This is a genomic window from Pseudomonadota bacterium, assembly GCA_016195085.1.
GTDB lineage: Bacteria > Pseudomonadota > Alphaproteobacteria > SHVZ01 > SHVZ01 > JACQAG01.
On sequence record JACQAG010000032.1, the window covers coordinates 1 to 22,584 of the forward strand.

The window sequence follows — 22,584 nt, forward strand, 5'->3', positions numbered from 1 at the left end:
CCTGCTCGAGGGCGGCGAGGCAATGGCTCAGGTCGTCTACTTTCGGCATGGGACGCGCTCCATTGAGGTCTTTGGCGACGACAATGGTGCACCGCTTCGCCGCCCGCCCCATAGCATCTCTCCCCCAATGGGGGAGAGGGTCCGACCGGCCGAGCATTCGTTCCCCCTCTCCCTTGGGGAGAGGGTTGGGGTGAGGGGCGCGCTATAAGACTAGACGTCAGCGGTCCAAGAGTTCGTCCAGTGTCCCGCAGATGCGTTCGATGTCCGCTTCGCGCGACAGGCGGTGTTCGCCGTCCTTGACCAGGCTCACGACGACGTCGCTTGCCGCCAGCGCATCGGCGAGCCAGAGCGAATAGACATAAGGCACATCCGCATCGGCCATGCCATGGATGAGGCGCACCGGACAGGCGAGCGGCAGGGTGCGGCCCAGCAACAGATGCCGCCGTCCCTCTTCGATGAGCCCCTTGGTGATCGGATAGGGATCGGGACCGTAGGCAGACGGACGCTGCCACACCCCGTCGGCTTCGATCGCCTCGCGCGCCGCTTCCGGCAGGCTCGGCCAGAGGAGCTCCTCGGTGAAGTCCGGCGCGGCGGCGATGCCGAGGAGTCCGTCGACGCGCTCCGGCCGGGCGAGCGCTGCCAGCAGCATGAGCCAGCCGCCCATGCTGGAGCCGACCAGCACCTGCGCCCCGTCCGTCAAATGATCGATGCAGGCGATGGCATCTTCCGCCCAACGGCCGATGCCGCCGTCCTCGAAGCGGCCGGAGGATTGGCCGTGGCCGAGATAGTCGAAGCGGAGATAGGCCTGCCCGCGTCGACGGCAATGCGCTTCGAGCCGCGTCGCTTTGATTCCGGTCATATCGGAATGGAAGCCGGAGAGGAACAGCACGCCCGGCGCCTTTCCCTCAAGCCGGGCGTAGGCGATGGTCGAGCCATCCGGTCGTGTTAGAATTGCAGGTGGCAGGGCCATGCCGATATTTTCTCCCGACGCGGATCGTGGATGACGAGATTGGACTCTAGCACTCCTTCGCTGAGCGACGGTCGCCCCGCAGTCATATTGCAGGTGCTGCCGAGCCTGACCACCGGCGGCGTCGAGCGCGGCACCGTGGATGTGGCCCACGCGCTGATGCGCGCCGGCTGCCAGGCGATCGTCGCCTCTTCCGGCGGCACCATGGTGCGCGAGCTGGAACGGGCCGGCGCCACCCATATGACGCTGCCGGTCGACAGCAAGAATCCCTGGCGCATGCGGGCCAACATCGAGGCGCTGAGCGAGCTCATCCTCCGTCACGAGGTCGATCTCGTGCATGCCCGCAGCCGCGCCCCGGCGTGGAGCGCCTATTTTGCCGCCAAGCGCACCCAGCGGCCCTTCATCACCACCTTCCACGGCACCTACGGCGCCGGCAATCCGCTGAAGCGCCTCTACAACTCGGTGATGACCAGGGGCGACCGGGTGATCGCGATCTCGCGCTTCATCGCCCGCCACCTGACCGAGACCTACGGCACCGATCCAAAGCGCATCCGGGTCATTCCACGGGGCGTCGATTTCCTCAGCTTCGCGCCCGAGCAGGTGAAGCCGGAGCGCATCTCGACCTTGTCACGCACCTGGCGGCTGCCGGATGGCGTGCCGTTGGTGCTGCTTCCCGGCCGGCTCACTCGCTGGAAGGGCCAGACGGTGCTGATCGAGGCATTGGCGGAGCTGCAGCGGAGCGATCTTGTCTGCGTCATCGCCGGCTCCGAGCAGGGACGCGCCGCCTACCGCCGCGAGCTCGAGGCGTTGATCCAAGCCCGCGGCCTGGCGAGCCAGGTCCGGCTGGTCGGCGAATGCCGCGACATGCCGGCTGCCTACATGCTGGCCGACGTGGTGGTCTCCGCCTCGACCGAGCCCGAAGCCTTCGGCCGCGTCGTCGCCGAGGCGCAGGCGATGGGCCGCCCGGTGGTGGCGACCGACCATGGCGGTTCGCTGGAGACCTTGCTGCCGGGCGAGACCGGCTGGCTGGTGAAGCCCCGCGATGCCTCCGGGCTCGCCCATGCGCTGGCGACCGCGCTCGGCCTCGGCGTCGATGCGCGACGGAGCCTCTCCGAGCGCGCCATCGCCAATGCCCGCCAGAACTTCTCCAAGGAAGTGATGTGCCGAGACACGCTCAAGGTCTATGCCGAGGTCTTGCAATCCGCCGAAGCGGAAGCGGCGTGATCGGGGCGCCGGTTTGACCGGAACGCCACAGTGATCAAGCTCCCACAGTGATCAAGCCCCCACAGTGATCAAGATGAGCACCGCCGTTTCTGGGCAGGCCTCCGCCATCGCCCGGGTGCTGGTGATCAAGCATGGCGCGCTCGGCGACTTCGTGCAGGCGCTGGGCCCGATGGCGGCCATCCGCACGCAGCACAAGGGTGCGCATGTCGTCCTCATGACCACGCCCGGCTTAGCACCGCTTGGCCAGGCCTCGGGCTGGGCGGACGAGGTTTGGATCGACGATCGTCCCCGCCCCTGGCGCCTCGCCGCTTGGGCGCGGCTCCGCCGGCGCCTGCGGCGCTCCCGGTTCGACCGCGTCTATGACCTGCAGACCTCGAACCGCTCCAGCCTCTACTTCCAGCTGATGGGCCCGGGCCCGAGGCCGGAATGGTCGGGCATCGCCAGGGGCGCCTCGCACCCCCATGCCAATCCCGAGCGCGACCGCATGCACACCATCGATCGCCAGGCCGAGCAGCTGGCGATCGCCGGCATCGCCGCCGTGCCGCCGCCGGATCTCGCCTGGCTCGACGGCGACGTCGCCGGCCTCCGTCTGCCGGAGGACATGGTGCTGCTGGTGCCGGGCGGGGCCCGGCATCGGCCGGAGAAGCGCTGGCCGGTCGCGCGCTATGCCGCGCTGGCGCGCCGGCTCGTCGAGTCGGAGGTGACGCCGGTGCTCATCGGCGGAGCCGGGGAGGCGGCCCTCTGCCAGACGATCGCCCAGGGCGCATCCGGCACCCGCAACCTCGCGGGCAGAACCGACCTCTTGCAAGTGGCCGGGCTTGCCCGTCGAGCCCGCGTGGCGATCGGCAATGACACCGGCCCCATGCATATCGCGGCCGTGGTCGGCTGCCCGTCCCTCGTGCTCTTCTCGAACGCTTCCGACCCTGCTCGCTGCGCGCCCCGGGGACCCAGCGTCGGCGTCTTGCGCCGCCCGGAGCTGTCGGTGCTCACCGTCGATGAGGTGTGGACGGCGCTGGCGGACCTGCTGAGCCCCGATGCGCCGCCGGCGCCGCGCTAGCTGCGCTCCTTACGGTGCGCGGCCATATAGGAGCGCAAGACCGCGTTCATGCGGCTCAGGTGACCCTTGCCTTGCTTGCGAAACCAATCGAGCACATCAGTATCGACGCGAAGATGAACCGACTTCTTCGCGACCGGCATGACGACCCGGGCATTGCGCCAGAACGATTCGTCGATTTCGCGCACCGCCGCATCCCGGCGCGTCGCCGTTTTCCCCTCCGCCCGCATGGATTTAAGTTCGGCAAGCGAGTATCGCTTCGTATCTTTCCTTGCCATCCCTCCCTACCTTCCAAGCGCTGATGATGCGGCACCAGCGCCGCGCCGCGTATAGACGACGAGATAGTAGTCGTCCTCGACACGGCCCAGGGCGCGGATGCGCGTCTCACCATAGGCACCTCGCTCATCATCGGCTTCAAGCACGGGGTTTTCGAAGATGAGTGCGGCATCTCTGAAATCGACGCCATGGTCCTCTAAGTTCCGCTGTCTCTTCGACTCATCCCATTCGAAGTCCATGCCTAACGGTACACATTTGTGTACATGGCTGCAACAGCACAATATTGAAGCGGCGCCCACACCTTGCCGAGAGTCGGCGTCTTGCGTCGCCGAAACAGACCGAACCGGACCCGCCTTCCGCGTCTTGGCGTGGGGCCGAGTCCCGTGTTCTAGTAAAGGCGGGCCGTGTCGATGCCGCCTCCGGGGGTGCCATGCTGTATCTTCTAGCGATCTTAATTTCGCCCTTGGCGCTGCTGTTTGCCGGCAAACCTCTGCAGGCCCTGCTGAACGCGGTGATCTGGGTCGCCGCGTGGATTGGCTTGCTGTTCCTCGCTCCTGGGATCTTGCTGTGGCTGATCGGGGTCGTGCATGCGGTCCTCGTGATCAATGCCAAGCGCGCCGACCAGCGCACCGAGAAGATCATCGACGCCCTGGGGAACAAGCCTTCTCCCTAGAGAGGCCCGCCAACCAACGGGGTCTCTCTGGGTTGCGGGATCGATGGTCTCGGGGTATTGTCCTGGCCCCCATGAGGGGCGCTGCCCGCTTCGCGGGCCTGCCGGAGAGCCTGTCCATGTCGGTGCTGAGCCTGCGTGTTGAGATCGAGGACGGAGCCGCCTTGCCGGCTCGCGGTTCCGCTCGCCCGCATGCTCTGGCGCGCCCGGCCACGGGGACGGCGCGAACTAGCCCGGCCCGCTCGGCCTGAAGAGCAACGCTGCCCGACCGTTCCGGCCGCGCTCGAGTGAGGACTGCCCTATCCTCGGCTCGCCGGTCCATGCATTGAAGGCTTGAACCCGCCATGCCCGCCATAACGCTCCCCGACGGCAGCGTCCGTCGCTTCGATGAACCCGTGTCCGGCGCCGAGATCGCCAAAGCGATCGGCCCGGGCCTCGCCAAGGCCGCGCTCGCGGTCAAGTCGGACGGCCGCGTCCTCGACCTTGCCACCAGGTTCGAGGAGGACGCCCGCATCGAGATCGTGACCTCGAAGCACGCCGACGCGCTCGAGCTCATCCGCCACGATGCCGCGCACGTGCTGGCGGAGGCGGCGAAGGAGCTCTACGGCGATGACGTGCAGGTGACCTTCGGGCCGGCGGTCGAGAACGGCTTCTACTATGATTTCCATCGCGACGAACCGTTCACGCCCGACGATCTGGCGAAACTGGAAGCGCGCATGCACGAGATCGTCGACCGCGACGAGCCGATCGCGCGCCAGGTCTGGGACCGCGACCAGGCGGTCCGTTTCTTCGAGTCGATCGGCGAGCAGTTCAAGGCCGAGCACGTCGCCACGATCCCCGCCGGCGAGCCCATCACCATCTACAGCCAGGGCAAGTTCATCGATCTGTGCACGGGCCCGCACCTGCCTTCGACGGCGAAGCTGGGACATGCCTTCAAGCTGACGAAGCTCGCCGGCGCCTATTGGCGGGGCGATGCCAGGAACGCGCAGCTGCAGCGGGTCTACGGCACGGCCTGGGCCAGTCCCGAGCAGCTCAAGGCTTATCTCACGCAGATCGAGGAGGCCGAGAAGCGCGATCACCGCCGGCTCGGCCGCGAGATGAATCTCTTTCATCAGCAGGAAGAAGCGGCCGGCAGCGTGTTCTGGCATCCCAAGGGCTGGACGCTCTATCGCATCCTCGAACGCTACATGCGTCAGCGCCTGGAGCTGGCCGATTATCTCGAGGTGAAGACGCCGCAGCTCTTGGACCGCGCGCTGTGGGAAGCCTCGGGCCATTGGGAGAAATTCCGCGAGAACATGTTCATTGCGGAATCCCAGGACGAGCGCGTGCTGGCGCTGAAGCCGATGAACTGCCCGGGCGCGGTGCAGATCTTCAAGCAAGGCTTGAAGAGCTACCGCGATCTCCCCTTGCGCCTGGGCGAGTTCGGCTCCTGCCATCGCAACGAGCCGTCCGGCGCCTTGCATGGCATCATGCGGGTCCGCGCCTTCACGCAGGACGACGGGCACATCTTCTGCACCGAAGATCAGATCACCGCCGAGGGCACGCGGTTCTGCGCGCTCCTGCAGAGCGTCTATGCCGATCTCGGCTTCACCGACATTCATGTGAAGTTCTCCGACCGGCCGGCGGTGCGCGCCGGCTCGGACGAGATCTGGGACAAGGCCGAAGCCGCACTCAAGGAAGCGATCGAGGCGGCGAAGTTCCCCTATGAGATGAATCCGGGCGAGGGCGCCTTCTACGGGCCAAAGCTGGAATTCATCCTACGCGATGCCATCGGCCGGGATTGGCAATGCGGCACCTTGCAGGTGGATTTCGTGCAGCCCGAGCGGCTCGATGCCTCTTACATCGGCGAGGATGGCGCCAAGCACCGGCCGGTGATGCTGCATCGCGCCATCCTCGGCTCATTCGAGCGTTTCATCGGCATCCTGATCGAGCACTACGCCGGCAAATTCCCGATCTGGCTGGCACCGGTACAAGCTGTTGTGGCCACCATCACCTCGGACGCCGATGTCTATGCCGAAGCGGTGGCGAAGGCGGCGCGCGCCGCCGGGCTCCGCGTTGAGGTCGACACGCGCAACGAGAAGATCGGCTACAAGGTGCGTGAGCACAGCCACGCCAAGGTGCCGGTGATGCTGGTCGTCGGCAAACGCGAGGCGGCGGAGCACACGGTCGCGCTCCGCCGTTTGGGCGGCGATGCCCAAGAAGTGCTTGCGCTCGATGCCGCCGTACTTAGACTGAAACAGGAAGCCGCCGTTCCCTCGATGCACGCATCGCCATGACGGCAGCCTACAAACCGTTAAACCGCAAATAGGAGGACATACATCCCTCGACCCCCTTTGGACGTTACGCCGAGCCGCGACGGGCCCCGCGTCAACGAAGAGATCCGCGCCCTCAAGCTGCGCTTGATCGGTGCCGATGGCGAGATGATCGGTGTCGTGACCGTCAATGAAGCCCTGGAGGCCGCTGTCGCCGCCGGGCTCGACTTGGTCGAGATCGCCCCCCAGGCCGATCCACCCGTCTGCAAGATCCTCGACTACGGCAAATTCAAATACGAGGCGCAGAAGAAAAAGAGCGAAGCGCGCAAAAAGCAGAAGATCATCGACGTCAAGGAGATCAAGCTCCGCCCCGGCATCGACGACAACGACTACAATGTGAAGATGCGGGCGATGCGGCGCTTCCTCGAAGAGGGCGACAAGGTGAAGGTCACCATGCGCTTTCGCGGCCGCGAGCTCGCCCACCAGGAGCTGGGGATGGAGGTGCTGGTGCGCGTGCGCACCGAGCTCGAGGAGATGGCCAAGGTGGAGCAGCTGCCCCGCATGGAAGGCCGCCAGATGGTGATGGTGCTGACGCCGAAGTGAGGCGTCGGTGCGATCGCGCTGGCTGACTCATTTACACTCGCCGCCGAAGACCCTCACCCGCCTCGCTCACGCTCGGCACCGTCGGGGACGGCCGCGCCGGATCCTTCCGGCGCGGCGTTGGAGACGGGAGGACCCGTCTCCAACCGTCCCGACCCCGTGATACGGGAGAGGGGCTGTAGGCGTTGCTCCCTGTCTCCCTCTCCCGCACCGCGGGAGAGGGCTGGGGTGAGGGTCCTACTATCTAGAAATCCGTGCAGCGGCCGTCCTTCTCCCAGTCGCCATAGCGGGTGGGCTCGGGACCGGTCGGTCCGCCGACCTCGTCCTTTTGCGCGGGGACCTTTGGCGGCGGGTTGGCGCTCTTGTCCGCCGGAAGGGGAGCCGGGCGCTCGCCGGGCACGGCGCGCGCAACGGATGGCTTGCCGAGGGGAACCTCGCGGAAGCGCTTTTCAGGTCCGGCCATGGCGCCACTATGGCGCCCTCGGAAGAGCCCGCCAAGACTTGAACTAGACGCATTAGCGCGCCAACTATGGGGCGCTCCGACTTGCGAGCTAATCCAATGTCCGTATCCCCATGGCCGCCAATTTCCGAACCGCGCTGCTGCTTGCGGGCTTGACCGCGCCCGGGACCGGGCGACGCGGACCCTGGGGCTGATCCGTGACGGGTATCGGCCGAGCGCGAAGCAGCAAGCAACACGTCACGCGAGAGGAGGCCGGACCCAATCCTGCGGGGCAGGCGGCGCGGGCGGCAGCGCTTTCCCTCCTCATCGAGGTGCTGGACCGGGCAAGGCCGCTCGACGGGGCGCTCACCGGCGCACCGGCAAGCGCCGGCTTGGAGGCGCGCGACCGCGCCTTTGCCAGGTTGATCGCTACCACCGTGCTGAGGCGCTTGGGACAGATCGATGCGCTCATCGATCATTGCCTCAGCCATCCCTTGCCGAAGGAGGCGGGTCCGGTCCGCCAGGTGCTGCGCCTGGCGGTGGCACAGCTCGCCTTTCTGGGCACGGCACCCCACGCCGCCGTCGAGACCGCAGTCGGCCTCGCGCCCGAGCGTTTCAAGGGATTGGTCAATGCGGTGCTGAGGCGCCTTGTCCGCGAGGCGCCTTCCCTTATCGCCGAGCAACACGCCGCCGCGCTCAACACGCCGAAATGGCTGTGGGATTCCTGGTGCGCCAGCTACGGCGAACGGACCGCCGAGGCGATGGCGCTCCAGCATCAGGCGGAGCCGCCGCTCGACCTCATAGTGAAAGCGGCCGCCCGGGAATGGGCCGAACGCCTGGGCGGCCGGATCCTGCCGACCGGCGGCATCAGGCTCACCGGCGGCGGCCTCGTCACCCAGCTTGCCGGCTATGAGGAGGGCGCTTGGTGGGTGCAGGATGCCGCCGCCAGCCTGCCGGCGCGCCTGCTGGGCCAAGTCGCGGGAAAGCGCGTGGCCGATCTCTGCGCGGCACCGGGCGGCAAGACCGCGCAGCTCGCCCTTGCCGGCGCCGCGGTTACGGCGGTCGATCGCTCGCCGCAGCGGCTCGAGCGGGTCGCCGAGAATTTGAAGCGGCTCGGCCTCGAGGCCACGCTCATCCGTGCCGATGCGAGCCAATGGACGCCGCCGGCCAAGCTCGATGCGGTGCTGCTCGATGCGCCCTGCAGCGCCACCGGGACGATCCGTCGCCATCCCGACTTGACCTGGCTGAAGCGCCCCGAGGATCTGGCGAGCCTGACGGCGCTGCAGGACCGCCTGCTGGATGCTGCCAGCGGCTTCCTGAAGCCGGGTGGCATACTCCTTTACTCGGTCTGCTCGCTCCAGCCGGAGGAAGGACCGTCCCGCATCGCCCGGCTCCTCTCCGGCGGACGCCGGCTTGAACGGGTGCCGATCGAGGCCGGCGAGGTCGATGGCCAGAGCCAGTTCCTCACCCAAGCGGGCGAGCTCCGAACGCTCCCCTGTCACTGGCCGGATCTCGGCGGCATCGACGGTTTCTATGCCGCGCGTTTGCGGTTTATTGGTTAACGTTGCCCCGGCCGCGGCGAGGCTGTAAACAGCGATCCGTGCCTCAAATTGCCCGTCCCCTCATCGCGCCTTCGATCCTTTCGGCCGATTTTGCGCGGCTCGGCGAGGAGGTCCGCGCGATCGACAAGGCCGGCGCCGACTATGTGCATGTCGACGTCATGGATGGCCATTTCGTCCCCAATCTCACCATCGGTCCGGGCGTGGTGAGAGCGCTCCGGGCGCACACCAAGAAGCCCTTGGACGTGCACCTCATGATCGCGCCGGTCGATCCGCTGCTGGGCGCCTTCGCCGATGCCGGGGCCGACATCATCACCGTGCATGTCGAGGCCGGTCCGCACACCCATCGCAGCCTGCAGACGATCAGGGCCTTGGGCAAACGCGCCGGCGTCTCGCTCAACCCGTCGACTCCGCCCGAAGCGATCCACTATCTCCTGGGCGAGGTCGATCTGGTGCTGGCGATGACGGTCAATCCCGGCTTCGGCGGCCAGAGCTTCATCGCTCAGCAGGTGGAGAAGATCCGGCGCCTGAAAGCAATGATCGAGGCCTCGGGGCGGCCGATCGAGCTCGAGGTCGATGGCGGCATCACACCGGAGACTGCCCGCCAAGTGGTCGCCGCCGGCGCCACCGTGCTGGTCGCCGGCACCGCGGTGTTCTCCGGCGGCCCGCCTGAGTACCAGCGCAACATCGAGCGGCTCCGCGGCGGGGGATGAGGCGCCTGCCTCTTTGAGCATCATGGGCCGTCTCAAGCAATTGGTGTATCGCTCCGCCCCCTACCGCTGGCTCTTGCAGCCCCGCGGCACGGTCACATTGTCGGTTCCGCTGTCCGTCGCCTGGCCCGGCAATCCGACCCGCGGGCGCGGAATCGCGCAAGGCGAGATCACCTTGGGCGGCCGCAGCGTGCCCCTCGCCGGCCCGGGATGGCCCGACGCCGATGTGCCGTCCTCCGCTTGGCTGGCCGAGCTCGACGGCTTCGATTGGCTGGCCGATCTGCGCGAGCTCGGCGGCGATCCAGGACGCCGCGGCGCGCGCGAGCTGGTCAACCGCTTCCTCGATGCCCATGGCGTCTGGCACCCGCTCGCCTGGCGCGCCGATGTGCTGGGCCGCCGCATCGCCGCCTGGCTCGGCTACTACGACTTCTTCGCCGCCAGCGCCGAGGATGAGTTCAAGGATCGCCTCGCGCTGGCGCTCACCCGCCAGCTCCGCCACTTGGCCCGGGTGGCCGACGATGCGAGGCCGGGTGCCGCCAGCATCTCGGCTTGCCGCGGCCTCATCCTCGGCGCGCTGGCGCTTGCCGGCGAACGGCGGCACCTCAAGCCGGCGCTGGATCGCCTGGCTTCCGCCCTCAGGGCGCAGGTGCTGACGGATGGCGGTCACGCCTCGCGCAGCCCCCAGGTGCATCTCCGGGTCGTGGCCGATCTCATCGACATCCGCCAAGCGCTCCGGACCGCACAGCAGCCGATTCCCGAAGCGCTCACCAGTGCCATCGAGGCGATGGCGGCGATGCTGCGCTATCTCCGCTACGCCGACGGCACCTTGGCCCTGTTCAACGGTGCCAACGAAGGCGAGATCGGGTTCCTCGAAACCGTCATCGCCCAATCGGAATCGCGGCCGCGGCTGGCCGTGGCCGCACCCGACATGGGCTTCCAGCGCCTGGCGGCCGGACGCACGGTGCTGCTCGTCGACGCCGCCGGGCCGGTTGCCCTCGAGGGCAGGGCCCATGCCGGCACCTTGGCCTTCGAGCTTTCGATCGCCCGCGAGCGTCTGGTGGTGAATTTGGGCGGCGCCGGCCATCACGAGATCGAATGGCAGGCCGCCCAGCGCTCCACCGCCGCGCATTCGACCTTGACCATCGACGACACCAACTCCAGCGCGATCGCGCCGGACGGTTCCCTCGGCCGCGCGCCCGACGAGGTCACCGTGAACCGCGAGGAAACCGACGGCCAGGTCTGGCTGGATGCCAGCCACAACGGCTATGCCGAACGCTTCGCGGTGATCCACCGCCGCCGTCTCTATCTGTCGGCCGATGGCGAGGATGTGCGCGGCGAGGACGTGCTGACCGGCGCCGGCAGCCACCAATTCGCCATCCGCTTTCACTTGCATCCGAAGGTGCAGGTGAGCCTCGCCCAGAACGGCGTCGCGGCTTTGCTGCGCCTGCCCTCCGGCCTCGGCTTTCGGCTCAGGGCCCAGGGCGGGCGCCTCAGCCTCGGCGACAGCGTCTATCTGGGCCAGGTCGGCGAGATGCGCCGCAGCCGGCACGTCGCCATCACCGGGGTGTGCGCGAACGGCAACGCCCAGGTCAAATGGGCGATCAGGCGCGACAGCAAAAAGGACGCGCCGGCGTAGAGAAATCACGCGCAAAAGGCCTCGCGTGCGATGCCTGGAATGCGGGAGCCGACCACTCCTAGAATCCGGGCTCCCGACCAATTCAGAAAATGGCTACCATCGACGCCAAATCGGTCGTCATCCGGGGAATCGCGGTTAGAAAGAAGCTTACAATGCCCACGACCCTCGAAGCTGTGCGCCCGATAGAATTGGCCGATATACGGGAAGCACGCAATCGAATAGCTAAGACCATCGTGCGCACACCATTGGTCCGCCTTGAACTGGGGCCAGACTACCCCGACATCCGCCTCAAGCTGGAGAATCTGCAACCGATCAACGCCTACAAACTGCGGGGTGCCGCCAACGCAGTGGCATTGCTGTCGGAGTCAGAGCGCAAGCAGGGCGTGTGGACGATCAGCGCCGGAAATGCCGGACAAGGCGTCGCTTATGCGGCAAGACAGGCGGGCGTGCCGTGCACGGTCGTGGTGATCGCGACGGCGCCGGAATCGAAGATCGAGCGGATGCGGGCGCTCGGCGCAAAACTCATCCCGGTGCCATACGACGTAGTCTGGAAGGCCCTTGAGGAACGTTCGTTTCCCGAAGTCGAAGGGACGTTCGTACACCCCTTCGACGATCACAATTTCATCACCGGTCATGCGACGATGGGTCTCGAGATTCTCGAAGATGCACCCGACACCGTGGCCGTCATTGCCAGCGTTGGCGGCGGCGGGCTCATCACCGGCGTCGGCAGCGCGCTAAACGCACTTAACCCAGGGATCAAGGTTTGGGGCGCTGAACCGGAGACGGCCGCTCCCGCCGCGCTGTCGTTTGCCATGGGATCGCCGCAAGTGTTCAAGGACTGGAAGCCTTCGTTTGTGGACGGCGCCGGCGGCAAAAGCCTCTTCCCACGCATGTGGGATCGAATGAAGCCTGTAGTGGACGGCTACATCGTGGTTAGCCTGGACGAGACGAAGAAGGCCATGCGGCTGATGGCGGAAAAGGCGCGCATCATTGCCGAGGGGGCTGGCGCTCTGTCGGTGGCCGCCGCATTGACCGGAAAAGCCGGCCAAGGGCCGATCGTCGCGATCGTCTCCGGGGGCAATGTCGATCTGAAGATATTCTGCGAGATAATCGGCTCGTCAGCCGGTTGAGATGATCGAGCGCGCGGCCGCGCGCCATGTCCGCCAGGAATCCATCTGATGCAGCCAGGAAGTGGGTCAACATGAAGACCGTGATGAGCTGGGATGCGTGGATGAGCTACGACGCGCTCGGGCTGGCGGAGTTGGTGCGGCGCAAGGAGGTCACGCCGCGCGACCTCGCTGAGCAGGTGGCTGCCGGAATCGCCAAAGTCAATCCGGCGATCGGCGCGGTGGTCGAGGTCTTCGAGGATGTCGTTGCCGATCCGCTGAAGGACGGCATGCGGCCTGACGGTATTTTCGCCGGTGTCCCGTATCTGATGAAGGATCTCGGGCCGACGCTGAAGGGCCGCAAGCAGGAGATGGGTGCCCGGCTCATGCAAGGCAACGTCGCGACCGCCGACAGCTTCCTCACCACCAGGATCCGCCAGGCCGGCCTCAACATCATGGGGCGCACGACGACGCCCGAGTTCGGCGTCTGTGGCTCGGTTGAGAACGAGAAGGTCTACGTCTCTCGCAACCCCTGGGATCGCGCCTACACGACCGGGGGTTCGTCGGCAGGCACCGGTGCCGCCATCGCCGCCGGCGTCATCCCGCTCTCGCATGCAAGTGACGGCGGGGGCTCGATCCGCATTCCCGCCGGCATCAACGGCACCATCGGCCTCAAGCCCTCGCGCGGCGTCTTCTCGGCGGCGCCGGAGGGATCGGACCTGATGGCCGTCGTCTCCGTGCAGGGCTGCCATTCACGCACGGTCCGGGACACCGCCGCCTTCTTCGATGCGTGCCGGGGCGGCGCGCCCGGCGAGTTCATGTCGTACTGGACGCCGGATCAGCCCTATCAGGACCTCATCCGGCGGGACCCACGGAAGCTGAAGATCGCGCTCTCGCACGAGTGGGGCGACTATCGGGCGACGCCGCACATCGCGGGCGAGCTCGAGCGTGCCGGCCGTTTCCTCGAGGGGCTCGGCCATCGGGTCGAGTGGCGGACGCCAGCGATCGACTTTCGTGCCGCCTATGCGGCGCAGACTGCCTGCTACATCACCAACATTGCGATGAATCTCGAGCGCCTGACCAAGCTGCGCGGCCATGCGCGGCCGAGCGTCGAGTGGATCGAGCCGATGAACGTAAGGATCTGGGAGGCAGGCATCGACATGCGCTATTCAGCGCGTGCCGAGATGCAGGCGACTTTCAACCAGACCTCGCGCGGCTTCGGCATCTTCTTCGAGGACTGGGACATCCTGCTGACGCCGATCTCGACGCTGACCACGCATCGGCTGGGCACGCTCGACTACATTACGCTCAACGCGACGGACACGCCGCTCGACTGGTTCGCCAAACTCTGGGGCATGTACGCCTATACACCGCTCGGCAATCTCTGCGGGATCCCGGCGATCTCGCTACCGATGGCCGCGCACGACAACGGCTTGCCGCTCGGCATCCACGCGCTCTCCCGCCAGGCCAATGACGGTCTCCTGCTGCAACTCGCCGCCCAGATCGAGCGCGCGCTCGACGGCAAGTGGAACGGCGGACGCCGGCCCGGCGTGCATGTGACGATGGCGTGAACCTACGAGGTCGAGAGCCAGATGAGCAAGAAGGTCGTTGTCATCGGGGCTGGAATGGTGGGCATTGTCGCTGCCAGCTTCTTGCAGCGAGATGGCCACACGGTCGCGGTCGTCGACCCTAACGGACCGGGTGAAGGGGCCTCATTCGGCAATGCCGGAGGATTGAATCCGTCTTCGGTTGTGCCGATGTCGATGCCGGGTATCGTTCGAAATGTGCCTAAATGGCTATCAGATCCGCTCGGACCGCTTGCCATTCGGTGGACTTACCTACCGTCTCTTCTCCCCTGGCTCATCCGCTTTATTCGGGCAGGAACGCCTGAGCGCGTGGAATCCCAGGCGCGTGCTCTTCGCGATCTGTTGGGGCCCTGCCTCGACTGCCTCGAACCGCTGGTCAAGGCCGCGGACGCACAAGATCTCGTCCATCGGCGGGGCGCTCTATTCGTCTCACGTTCTAAAGACGCATTCACGAATGACCGAGCGGCATGGGACTTGCGCCGGCGTCACGGCGTTAAATGGGACGATCTGAACGCGGACGAGATTCGCCAACTCGAGCCGACTCTTTCTCACGACTATGTCCGTGGAATTTTCGTGCGAGAGAATGGACACACCAGCAATCCGCATCGTTTGGTTTCAAGACTTGCCGAAGCCTTTCAGCGCGGTGGCGGCACGATTATTCGCAGCCGCGTGCTTGACTTTGAATTTGACGGCGCGCAGCTCCGCGCCGTTCGGACGACGGACGGATCGATCGCTGCGGAGATTGCCGTGGTAGCAGCAGGGGTTCATTCAAAGCCTCTGGCCGCAGCACTCGGCGATCGGATCCCGCTCGAGACTGAACGCGGCTACCACATCGTGCTCCGGAACCCCGAGATCATGCCGCGCATCCCCTTGGCGGATGTCGATGCGAAGCTCGTTGCGACCCCGATGGAGACAGGCTTGCGGTTTGCTGGAATCGTAGAGCTTGCGGGGTTGACCGCGCCGCCCAACTGGCGCCGGGCCGACATTCTGCTCGAGCGCGGACGCCGCATGCTGCCTAGCCTCGCGGGCAGCCATGCCGAGGAGAGCCTTTCCCGCTGGATGGGGCACCGGCCGAGCACTCCCGACTCGCTGCCGGTCATCGGGCCCGCCAGACGATCCCCTGACGTGTTTTACGCCTTCGGCCACGGCCATGTTGGGATGGCTGCCGCCCCCACGACCGGCAAGATCATCGGCGAGTTGGTGGGCGGCAAGGTACCTAGCATTCCGATCGAGCCCTTCCGAGCCGGTCGATTTTAGGCAGAACCATCACGCTCGGCGACGGTTCCGGGCGCTAAGTCTCGCGATTGGGACGGCGACTTGTGCGGGTTTTCGTATTGGGAATACGATCGTCCCTGACCGCCTCCCACCCTCCGATGTTGGCGAGAGCTATCGCGTGCCAGACGTTGTCATCGAATACCAGGATGTTGGGCTTCGCTACGGGACCTTTCAGGCGCTCGAGCAAATCAATGAGCGCATCGTTAAGGGCGATGTGGTGGTCGTTTGCGGGCCGAGCGGATCGGGAAAGAGTTCGCTCCTGCGGTGCACCAATGGGCTTGAGAGATTTCAAGAAGGCGACATCGTCGTTGCTGGAACCAGCGTACGAGGGTGTACCGACCTGCCTCGGCTTCGCTCGCGAATCGGCATGGTGTTCCAGCAATTCGATCTATATCCGCATATGACTTGCCTCAAGAATGTGATGCTCGCTCCGATCCGGGTGTTGGGCTGGTCCCGTCGGCAGGCGCAGGACAAGGCGGAAGCCTTGCTCGATCGGTTCGGAATCTTGGAGCAGGCGCTCAAATACCCTGCTGAATTGTCTGGCGGTCAACAACAGCGGGTCGCGATCTGCCGCGCGCTCGCTCTCGAGCCGGCAGTCATGATGTTCGATGAGCCGACCTCGGCGCTCGATCCGGAGATGATCGGCGAAGTGCTCGATATCATCCGCGACTTGGCTCGCGATCACATGACCATGCTGATCGTCACACACGAAATGCGTTTTGCCCGGAAGGTGGCAAATCGTATCCTGTTCATGGAAGGTGGAAAGATCGTCGACCGCGGCGGCAGCGCGGAGTTCTTCGACAATCCGAGCAATCCTCGAACGGCGCGTTTCCTCGAGCGAATACTGGGATGAGGTAGCGGATCGTCCTGGCTGCCTCGATTGCGAGTGGAAGAGACATGGCGAGCAGAGGGAGGCATGACATGACGGAACGTAAAATTGCTGATTTGCAAGCCATAGAATCGACCGGTGCCGTCGATAGGCGGCAGCTCCTGACCCTTGCTGCGGGCCTGGGTGCGGGATCTCTGATCTTGTCGCATCAGGCCCTGGCGCAGGCCGGCGCCGAGGACACATACGAACGCATCAAGCGGACCGGCGCATTCAATCTCGGCGCTCGCGAGGCAACGCCTCCTTACGGATTCAAGGACAAGGCCGGCACCTATGTCGGCTTTGCGACCGACATGGCGCGGGCGGTGCACGCCAATCTGCAAAAAGAGCTCGGTGTCCCGATAAAGCTCAATTACATACCGGTTACCAGCCAGACCAGGATTCCGCTCCTGCAAAATGGCACCATCGACATGGAGGCCGGTGCCACGACGGTGACACGGGCCCGCCGCACGGTCGTCGAGTTCCCGGTCGCGCATTTCGTGACCGCGACCGCCCTGCTTGTCGCCACGGATGGCCCAATCCACAAGGTTGAAGATCTTGGCGGCAAGCGCGTCGGCATCCCGCTGGGTGGCGTGAGCGATCCGTTGTTCCGGGGTCTCAATCAAAGCGGCCGTATCAAGCCGGCGTGCACGATTGTCGGCTTCCCCGATCATCCCCAAGCCTTCACCGCGCTCGAAACCGGATCGATCGAGGCCTATGCCGTGGAAGGACCGATTGGCTACGGACTTCGCAGCAAATCGACCCAGCCGGCGAAGTGGCGTGTCTTCGACGCCAACGTCGACAGCTTCCTGCAGGCGTTTCCCATCCGTCCGGACAGTCCGAAGTTCAAGCGCGTGGTCGATCTCACCCTCGTCAACCTCTTTGCGTCCGGCGAGTGGGGCAAGCTCTATGACACCTATTTCGGACCGAAGAGCGACGCACCCCTGCCCATGACGGACGCTCTTCGAACCCTGGAAATATTCAACTCCTGGCCGGAGCAGTAGGCTCTCTTGGACGGGACGGGAGGCCTAGGGAGTAATCGCTGGCCTCTCGGCCCGGCATATCCGGGGTCATTTGGATGCAGATAGAATTTGACTGGTCCGTGCTCTGGCGCGCGCCCTATGGCGATTGGGTCGCGAGCGCAATTCTGACGACCATCGAGCTTTCGCTCGTCTCCTGGGTAATCGCACTCTTCCTCGGCACGATCATTGGCATCCTGCGCGCCTCACCGCATCGCCCGATGCGAATGTTGGCCACGGCGCATGTGGAGGTCTTCCGCAACATTCCCCTCCTGGTGCAGCTGTTTTTTGCGTATTACGTGCTGCCCAGACTCTTGCCCATGGAACTGCGTCGCGAGCTTTTCGACCTTGGCTGGGAAATGGGGAGCGCCATCTTGACGCTCTCGCTCTACAGCTCGGCCAAGATTGCTGAACACGTTCGCGCCGGAGCCAATGCGGTAGAGCACCAGGTGAAATCCGCCGCCCTCTCGACCGGACTCACGTGGTGGAAAGCACAGCGCTTCGTCATCATGCCGCTGCTTCTGCGCGTCATTGTGCCAAACCTTACAACTGAGTTCGTGACCATCTTTAAAAGTTCGTCGATCGCCATGACGGTCGGTGTCGCCGAGACATCATACCTAACCCAGAATCTTGGATTGCAGACCTTTCATTGGATCGAGGCGAATACGCTCGGAACGATGGTCTATCTCACCTGTGCATGGGCGGTTGCCGGGTCGATGGCGATCATCGAGCATTGCGTTCGGGTTCCCGGCTTGCTACGGCGCGAGGGTACGGATCCGCATGTCAGTGCTCGTTGACAACCTCGGAGCGCTGATCCTCGCGCTTCTATTGTTGAATGTGAAATTGACATGCATCGCAATCTTGATTGCATTGCCAATTGCCTCGACTTTTGCAGTCGCCCGACTCTCCACTAATCCGCTGCTCTATTATCCGGTGACGATATACGTGAACGTGCTGCGCAGCAGTCCGCTCTTGATGATCCTGTTTTGGGCTTATTATACCGGTCCGATGCTGACGGGACAGGCGAGCAGCGCCGAGCGGGCGGCGTTGATTGCTCTAACTGCGTTTGAGGTTGCATATTTTACCGAGATCGTGCGAACGGGCATCCAGTCGATCCCAATGAGCCAGCGGCGCGCGGGCTTGGCCACGGGCCTGACATCTCGTCTGGTGACGCAGCTGATCATCCTGCCGCAGGCATTGCGGAGAATGCTTCCGTCGCTGTTGACGCAAAGCATCATTGCTTTTCAGGACTCGACGATTGCGAGCATCATCGGCGTACCCGACGTAGCCCAGGTGGCGACAATTCTGAACGCGCGCGAGCAGCGACCGATCCAGCTCTATGGCGGCTTGGCCATCATGTTTTTTGTAATCTGCTATGCCCTCAGCCATCTCGTCAGAGGACTGGAGCGGCGGACTGCGAAGCGAATAACCGGCATCGGTGCAGCCGCCTAAGCAGTCGATGGCGCGCTTCGAATAGAGTGGGCCACGGCGGCGAGATGCGCCGCACCCAGCACGTCGCCATCATCGGGGCGACCGAGAACCGCAACGCCCAGGTCAAATGGGCGATCGGGCGCGACAGCAAGAAGGACTAAGCCCGCCTGATCGCGTTCAGCGACTGCTGCTGCATCGAATGTGTCAGGCCGTGCCGGCGCCGGCTCACTTGATCTGGATCAAGGACACGTCAGCCTCCTCGGCGACACCATCGCTACTCATGACACACGGGGCCGATTTCGGCCCGATCGTCGCGTGGCCGCCTATGCAGCGAAAATTCCAGACACCGCATCCCTAAGCAGCAGGAACGCACCCGCGCAACCGCTCGCGCACGAAGGCATCGCGCTCGGCGCCTTGGCGCGCATGCCGATCTTGCGATTGGAGACAGCCTTGGCCAGCCGTTTCGTCTGCCCCGTGACCGGCATCGATGTCGGCCAGATGTCGGATGAGATATCGCGGATGGCGGTATTCTCGGCGGGATTCCGGTCGTTCTTCCTGTTGGCGCCGCTCTATGCCGTTGCGGCGATGGCGGTCTGGGTGCCGCTGTGGCAGGGGCACGTCGCTATGGCGTTGCCGGTGCCGTCGCCCTATTGGCACGGGCACGAGATGCTGTTCGGCTATGCCACGGCCGTTCTTGCCGGGTTTCTGCTGACGGCGGTGCCGAATTGGACCGGTGCGGCCCCGGTGGCCGGCGGTCGTCTTGCCCTCCTCGTTGCCGTCTGGGTTGCGGCTCGCGGCTCGGCGTGGGTCCCTGAGCTGGTTCCAGTATCGATTGCCGCCACGCTGGATCTGGCTTTTCTGCCGCTGCTCGGGCTTCTGGTGGCACCCGCCATCCTTCGCTCCAATGCGCGGCGGAACGGCGTGTTCCTGATCGCCCTCGCCCTCATGACCCTGGTCGACCTCCGCTACCAGCTGGTCGCGCTCGGATCGGATTGGGGCGATGCCGCCTGGAGTCTTCGTATCGGCCTCGGCCTCTTCACCCTGCTCATTGCCGTCGTCGGTGGACGCATTGTCCCATCCTTCACGGCGAACTGGTTGAAGAGCCAAGCCGAGGACAAGCTTGTTCGCGACGAATCTTGGCGCGATCGCGCGGCTGTGGCGGTTCTTCTCGCTCTCGTCCTCGCCGAGGCAGCTAGCGCGCCGGATATCGTCGTCGGTGGCCTCGCAGCCGGAGCAGCTCTATTGCATGCCTGGCGCATGATCGGCTGGCGGAGCCTGGAAACGCTGCGCCAGCCGATCCTGTGGGCGTTGCATTTGGGATATGCCTGGCTGGTTGCCGGCCTTGGACTCAAGGCGGCGGCGTTGCTAGGCGGTCTCATACCTGAGACGGCAGCCATCCATGCGCTGACCGCGGGCACCATCGGCACGATGACCGTGGCGGTGATGTCGCGCGCCGCTCTTGGCCACAGCGGTCGCCCGGTGGTGGCGAGCCGGACGACCGTTGCCGCCTATGGGCTGGTGACGCTGGCGGCTGTCCTCCGTGTCGCCGCCGGCGCCTTGATCGGGCCGTACGACGGCGCGCTCATCGGAGCCGCCGGGATCGCCTGGATCCTTGGCTTCGCGGCGTTCCTCTTCGCCTATAGCCCACTCCTCTTGATGCGCGGTCGTCCGTGAGCCGCATCCATGCCGGCTGGCGAATCTTTGCGAGAGGCGATCGTCGCCGGTCGCGGCGATGCGGGATGCCGGATAAAGAAGAAGGAATTTTCAAGATGATGCGTCCAGCGCTCCTGCCGATGCTGTCTGCCGTTCTTGGCCTCACGGCCTTCCTCGATGCCGCGTCGCCGGCCGATGCCCAAGACGTGGCCCATGGCCGCGAGGTGTTCCGCAAATGCGGCGCCTGCCATGCCGTCGAGCCGAATGCCAAGAAGGTCGGACCCAGCCTCTACGGGGTGCTCGGGCGCAAGTCCGGAGCGCTTCCGGGCTTCGACTACTCCAAGGGCATGCGCGATGCGGGTGTCGCCTGGGACGAGAAGACGCTCGATCAATATCTTGCCAGGCCGCGCGAGTTCATCGCCGGCAACAAGATGGTGTTCGCCGGGCTGAGCGCGGAGAAGGACCGGGCCGACGTCATCGCCTATATCCGCTCGCTGGTTCCGGCCGGCGCCCAGACGGCGCAAGCTCCGGCTCCGGCTGCCGGCGCTTCGGCGCCGGCGGCTGCGGCCCCAGCCGCTCCCGCTCAGGCCGGCGGCGTCTATGGCGGCGAGATCAAGTACACATTGCGCTCCGGCATCGCCGAAGGCCGCATGGTCTTTCTCGGCGTCGGCGGCGACATCGACGGCCTGGTCAATCCCGACCTCAAAGCCTCGGTCGGCGACTCCGTCCTGATCACCGTCATCAACGGCGAGGGCGCCGAGCACGACATCGTCTTCCCCGATCAGAACGGCAAGTCGCCGCGGGTCGTCGGGCGGGGCGCCAGCACCAGCATCGCCTTCAACGTCACCAAGGCGGGCACCTTCGACTATTATTGCTCGACCCCGGGCCATCAGCTCTCCGGCATGGCCGGCAAGCTGATGGTGAACGAGAAGCGTGAGCCGGCGCCGATCGTCGGACAGAGCATCGCGCGCGATCCGACCGACCTGCCGGGCGCGATCGCTGCGCGCGGGCCGACGGCGTTGAAGGTCGAGCTGGAGACGGTCGAGCTCGAGGGTCAGCTCGCCGATGGCACCACCTTCACCTACTGGACCTTCAACCGCGCCGTGCCGGGTCCGTTCATCCGGGCTCGGGTCGGCGACACCATCGAGGTCACTCTGAAGAACGACCACGACTCGGCGATGATCCACTCCGTCGATTTCCACGCCACCACCGGTCCCGGCGGCGGTGCGGCGGTGCTCCAGGTCGATCCCGGCGATTCCAAGTGGATCAAGTTCAAGACGCTGCAGCCCGGCCTCTACGTCTATCACTGCGCAACGCCGATGGTCGCCCATCACATCGCCAACGGCATGTACGGATTGATCCTGATCGAGCCGGAAGGCGGGCTGCCCAAGGTCGATCACGAGTTTTACGTCATGCAGGGCGAAATCTACACCGAGGGTGCCTTCGGCCAGAAGGGCAGCCAGGAGTTCAGCGTCCGCAAGCTCTTGGACGAGCGGCCGGAATATCTGGTCTTCAACGGCGCCGTCGGTGCGCTGACCGCCGCGCACCCGTTGCACGCCAAGGTCGGCGAGACGGTCCGCATCTTCTTCGGCGTCGGCGGGCCCAATCTCACCTCGTCCTTCCACGTCATCGGCGAGATCTTCGACAAGGTCTACCCCTATGGCAGCTTCACCAGCCCGGCGATCAAGGATGTCCAGACCGTGACGGTGGCGCCCGGCGGCGCCACGGCGGTCGAGTTCAAGCTCGACTATCCCGGCCGCTACATTCTCGTCGACCACGCGTTGTCGCGGCTGGAGCGCGGGCTCGCCGGGTTCCTCATGGTCGAGGGGCCGGCCGACAAAGCCATCTTCGAAGCCGGCTCTCCGGCAACCGCGGGAGGACACTGACGGGGCGGATGAAGCCGTGGCGCCTCGGCGACAGCGTCTATCGGGGCCAGGTCGGCGAGATGCGCCGCACCCAGCACGTCGCCATCGCCGGCGTGTGCGAGAACGGCAACGCCCAGGTCAAATGGGCGATAAGGCGCGAGGGCAAGAAGGACTAGGCCCGTGCAATAGAGCCTGTCGGTTTGTCCGCCCTTGCGTATCAAGCGGACGGGTGAAGAAAGATCGCAGATCGACGCGATTGTTAAGGGTTATCAGATGCCTGCCCGGCACGGAGAGTGCGGCGGGTTCTGAGGGCAGGCGTCTGATAAGCCTCAGGGGAGGAAACCGCGGGCAGGAAAGGGTGCGACGGTGCGGCGGGTTCGAGCTATGGGGATTTGAG

At 65.4% G+C, this 22,584-nt stretch carries 21 protein-coding genes and 1 pseudogene; 18 read left to right on the forward strand and 4 right to left on the reverse strand.

Annotated elements, in window-relative coordinates; genetic code table 11:
- Positions 1-217 precede the first annotated feature (217 nt).
- Entirely contained in the window at positions 218-970 is a 753-nt protein-coding gene (locus HY058_10185) for an alpha/beta hydrolase (GenBank protein ID MBI3497657.1), read from the reverse strand.
- A 30-nt stretch (positions 971-1,000) separates the two neighbouring features.
- Between HY058_10185 and HY058_10190 the strand changes: the two genes are divergently transcribed.
- Both HY058_10190 and HY058_10195 read left to right on the forward strand, forming a co-directional pair.
- On the forward strand, positions 1,001-2,191 hold the full coding sequence (locus tag HY058_10190) for a glycosyltransferase family 4 protein (protein MBI3497658.1): 1,191 nt from the start codon (positions 1,001-1,003) through the stop codon (positions 2,189-2,191).
- A 73-nt stretch (positions 2,192-2,264) separates the two neighbouring features.
- Positions 2,265-3,248: a glycosyltransferase family 9 protein gene (locus HY058_10195; protein ID MBI3497659.1), complete on the forward strand. Its 984-nt coding sequence runs from the start codon at positions 2,265-2,267 to the stop codon at positions 3,246-3,248.
- Here HY058_10195 and HY058_10200 read toward each other — a convergent pair.
- Entirely contained in the window at positions 3,245-3,523 is a 279-nt protein-coding gene (locus HY058_10200; GenBank protein ID MBI3497660.1) for a BrnA antitoxin family protein, read from the reverse strand. The two genes, HY058_10195 and HY058_10200, sit on opposite strands and share 4 nt — an antisense overlap.
- Positions 3,480-3,760 (reverse strand): annotated as a pseudogene (locus HY058_10205) (BrnT family toxin). The gene HY058_10200 and the pseudogene HY058_10205 overlap by 44 nt, the downstream one beginning before the upstream one ends.
- 191 nt (positions 3,761-3,951) lie before the next feature.
- On the opposite strand from HY058_10205, the gene HY058_10210 reads away from it, so the two are divergent.
- The 3 genes from HY058_10210 (at position 3,952) to HY058_10220 (ending at position 7,046) form a co-directional block, all read left to right on the forward strand.
- On the forward strand, positions 3,952-4,194 hold the full coding sequence (locus tag HY058_10210) for a hypothetical protein (protein MBI3497661.1): 243 nt from the start codon (positions 3,952-3,954) through the stop codon (positions 4,192-4,194).
- 341 nt (positions 4,195-4,535) lie between these two features.
- The gene (gene thrS / locus HY058_10215) at positions 4,536-6,467 is read left to right on the forward strand and encodes a threonine--tRNA ligase (GenBank protein MBI3497662.1); all 1,932 of its coding nucleotides are present in this window, start codon (positions 4,536-4,538) and stop codon (positions 6,465-6,467) included.
- Between the two features lie 57 nt (positions 6,468-6,524).
- Positions 6,525-7,046, forward strand: coding sequence for a translation initiation factor IF-3 (locus HY058_10220; protein ID MBI3497663.1), 522 nt, complete (start codon positions 6,525-6,527; stop codon positions 7,044-7,046).
- Positions 7,047-7,287: 241 nt separating this feature from the next.
- On the opposite strand, the gene HY058_10225 is transcribed toward HY058_10220, so the two are convergent.
- Positions 7,288-7,506, reverse strand: coding sequence for a DUF1674 domain-containing protein (locus HY058_10225; protein MBI3497664.1), 219 nt, complete (start codon positions 7,504-7,506; stop codon positions 7,288-7,290).
- Positions 7,507-7,709: 203 nt separating this feature from the next.
- Between HY058_10225 and HY058_10230 the strand changes: the two genes are divergently transcribed.
- The 13 genes from HY058_10230 (at position 7,710) to HY058_10290 (ending at position 22,363) form a co-directional block, all read left to right on the forward strand.
- Positions 7,710-9,044: a methyltransferase domain-containing protein gene (locus HY058_10230; GenBank protein ID MBI3497665.1), complete on the forward strand. Its 1,335-nt coding sequence runs from the start codon at positions 7,710-7,712 to the stop codon at positions 9,042-9,044.
- Between the two features lie 47 nt (positions 9,045-9,091).
- Entirely contained in the window at positions 9,092-9,754 is a 663-nt protein-coding gene (locus HY058_10235) for a ribulose-phosphate 3-epimerase (GenBank protein ID MBI3497666.1), read from the forward strand.
- 22 nt (positions 9,755-9,776) lie between these two features.
- Complete coding sequence (locus HY058_10240) at positions 9,777-11,387, forward strand: heparinase II/III family protein (protein ID MBI3497667.1); 1,611 nt, start codon at positions 9,777-9,779, stop codon at positions 11,385-11,387.
- Positions 11,388-11,476: 89 nt separating this feature from the next.
- A complete protein-coding gene (locus HY058_10245) occupies positions 11,477-12,517 on the forward strand; it encodes a pyridoxal-phosphate dependent enzyme (protein MBI3497668.1) in 1,041 nt (346 codons plus the stop codon).
- Positions 12,518-12,588: 71 nt separating this feature from the next.
- Positions 12,589-14,064, forward strand: a complete 1,476-nt coding sequence (locus HY058_10250; protein ID MBI3497669.1) for an amidase — start codon at positions 12,589-12,591, stop codon at positions 14,062-14,064.
- A 21-nt stretch (positions 14,065-14,085) separates the two neighbouring features.
- Positions 14,086-15,336, forward strand: a complete 1,251-nt coding sequence (locus HY058_10255; GenBank protein ID MBI3497670.1) for an FAD-binding oxidoreductase — start codon at positions 14,086-14,088, stop codon at positions 15,334-15,336.
- Positions 15,230-16,207 (forward strand): amino acid ABC transporter ATP-binding protein, encoded by a 978-nt coding sequence (locus HY058_10260; GenBank protein MBI3497671.1) that lies wholly within the window; start codon positions 15,230-15,232, stop codon positions 16,205-16,207. The genes HY058_10255 and HY058_10260 overlap by 107 nt, the downstream gene beginning before the upstream one ends.
- A 68-nt stretch (positions 16,208-16,275) precedes the next feature.
- The gene (locus tag HY058_10265; GenBank protein ID MBI3497672.1) at positions 16,276-17,223 is read left to right on the forward strand and encodes an amino acid ABC transporter substrate-binding protein; all 948 of its coding nucleotides are present in this window, start codon (positions 16,276-16,278) and stop codon (positions 17,221-17,223) included.
- Positions 17,224-17,297: 74 nt separating this feature from the next.
- On the forward strand, positions 17,298-18,035 hold the full coding sequence (locus HY058_10270) for an amino acid ABC transporter permease (GenBank protein MBI3497673.1): 738 nt from the start codon (positions 17,298-17,300) through the stop codon (positions 18,033-18,035).
- Complete coding sequence (locus HY058_10275; GenBank protein MBI3497674.1) at positions 18,019-18,690, forward strand: amino acid ABC transporter permease; 672 nt, start codon at positions 18,019-18,021, stop codon at positions 18,688-18,690. Before HY058_10270 ends, HY058_10275 begins: the two co-directional genes overlap by 17 nt.
- Before the next feature lie 429 nt (positions 18,691-19,119).
- Complete coding sequence (locus tag HY058_10280; GenBank protein MBI3497675.1) at positions 19,120-20,343, forward strand: NnrS family protein; 1,224 nt, start codon at positions 19,120-19,122, stop codon at positions 20,341-20,343.
- Positions 20,344-20,408: 65 nt separating this feature from the next.
- Positions 20,409-22,208, forward strand: a complete 1,800-nt coding sequence (gene nirK, locus HY058_10285) for a nitrite reductase, copper-containing (protein ID MBI3497676.1) — start codon at positions 20,409-20,411, stop codon at positions 22,206-22,208.
- An 8-nt stretch (positions 22,209-22,216) separates the two neighbouring features.
- Positions 22,217-22,363 carry a hypothetical protein gene (locus HY058_10290; GenBank protein MBI3497677.1) on the forward strand — a complete coding sequence of 49 codons (147 nt, stop codon included), beginning with the start codon at positions 22,217-22,219 and terminating at the stop codon, positions 22,361-22,363.
- Positions 22,364-22,584 lie beyond the last annotated feature (221 nt).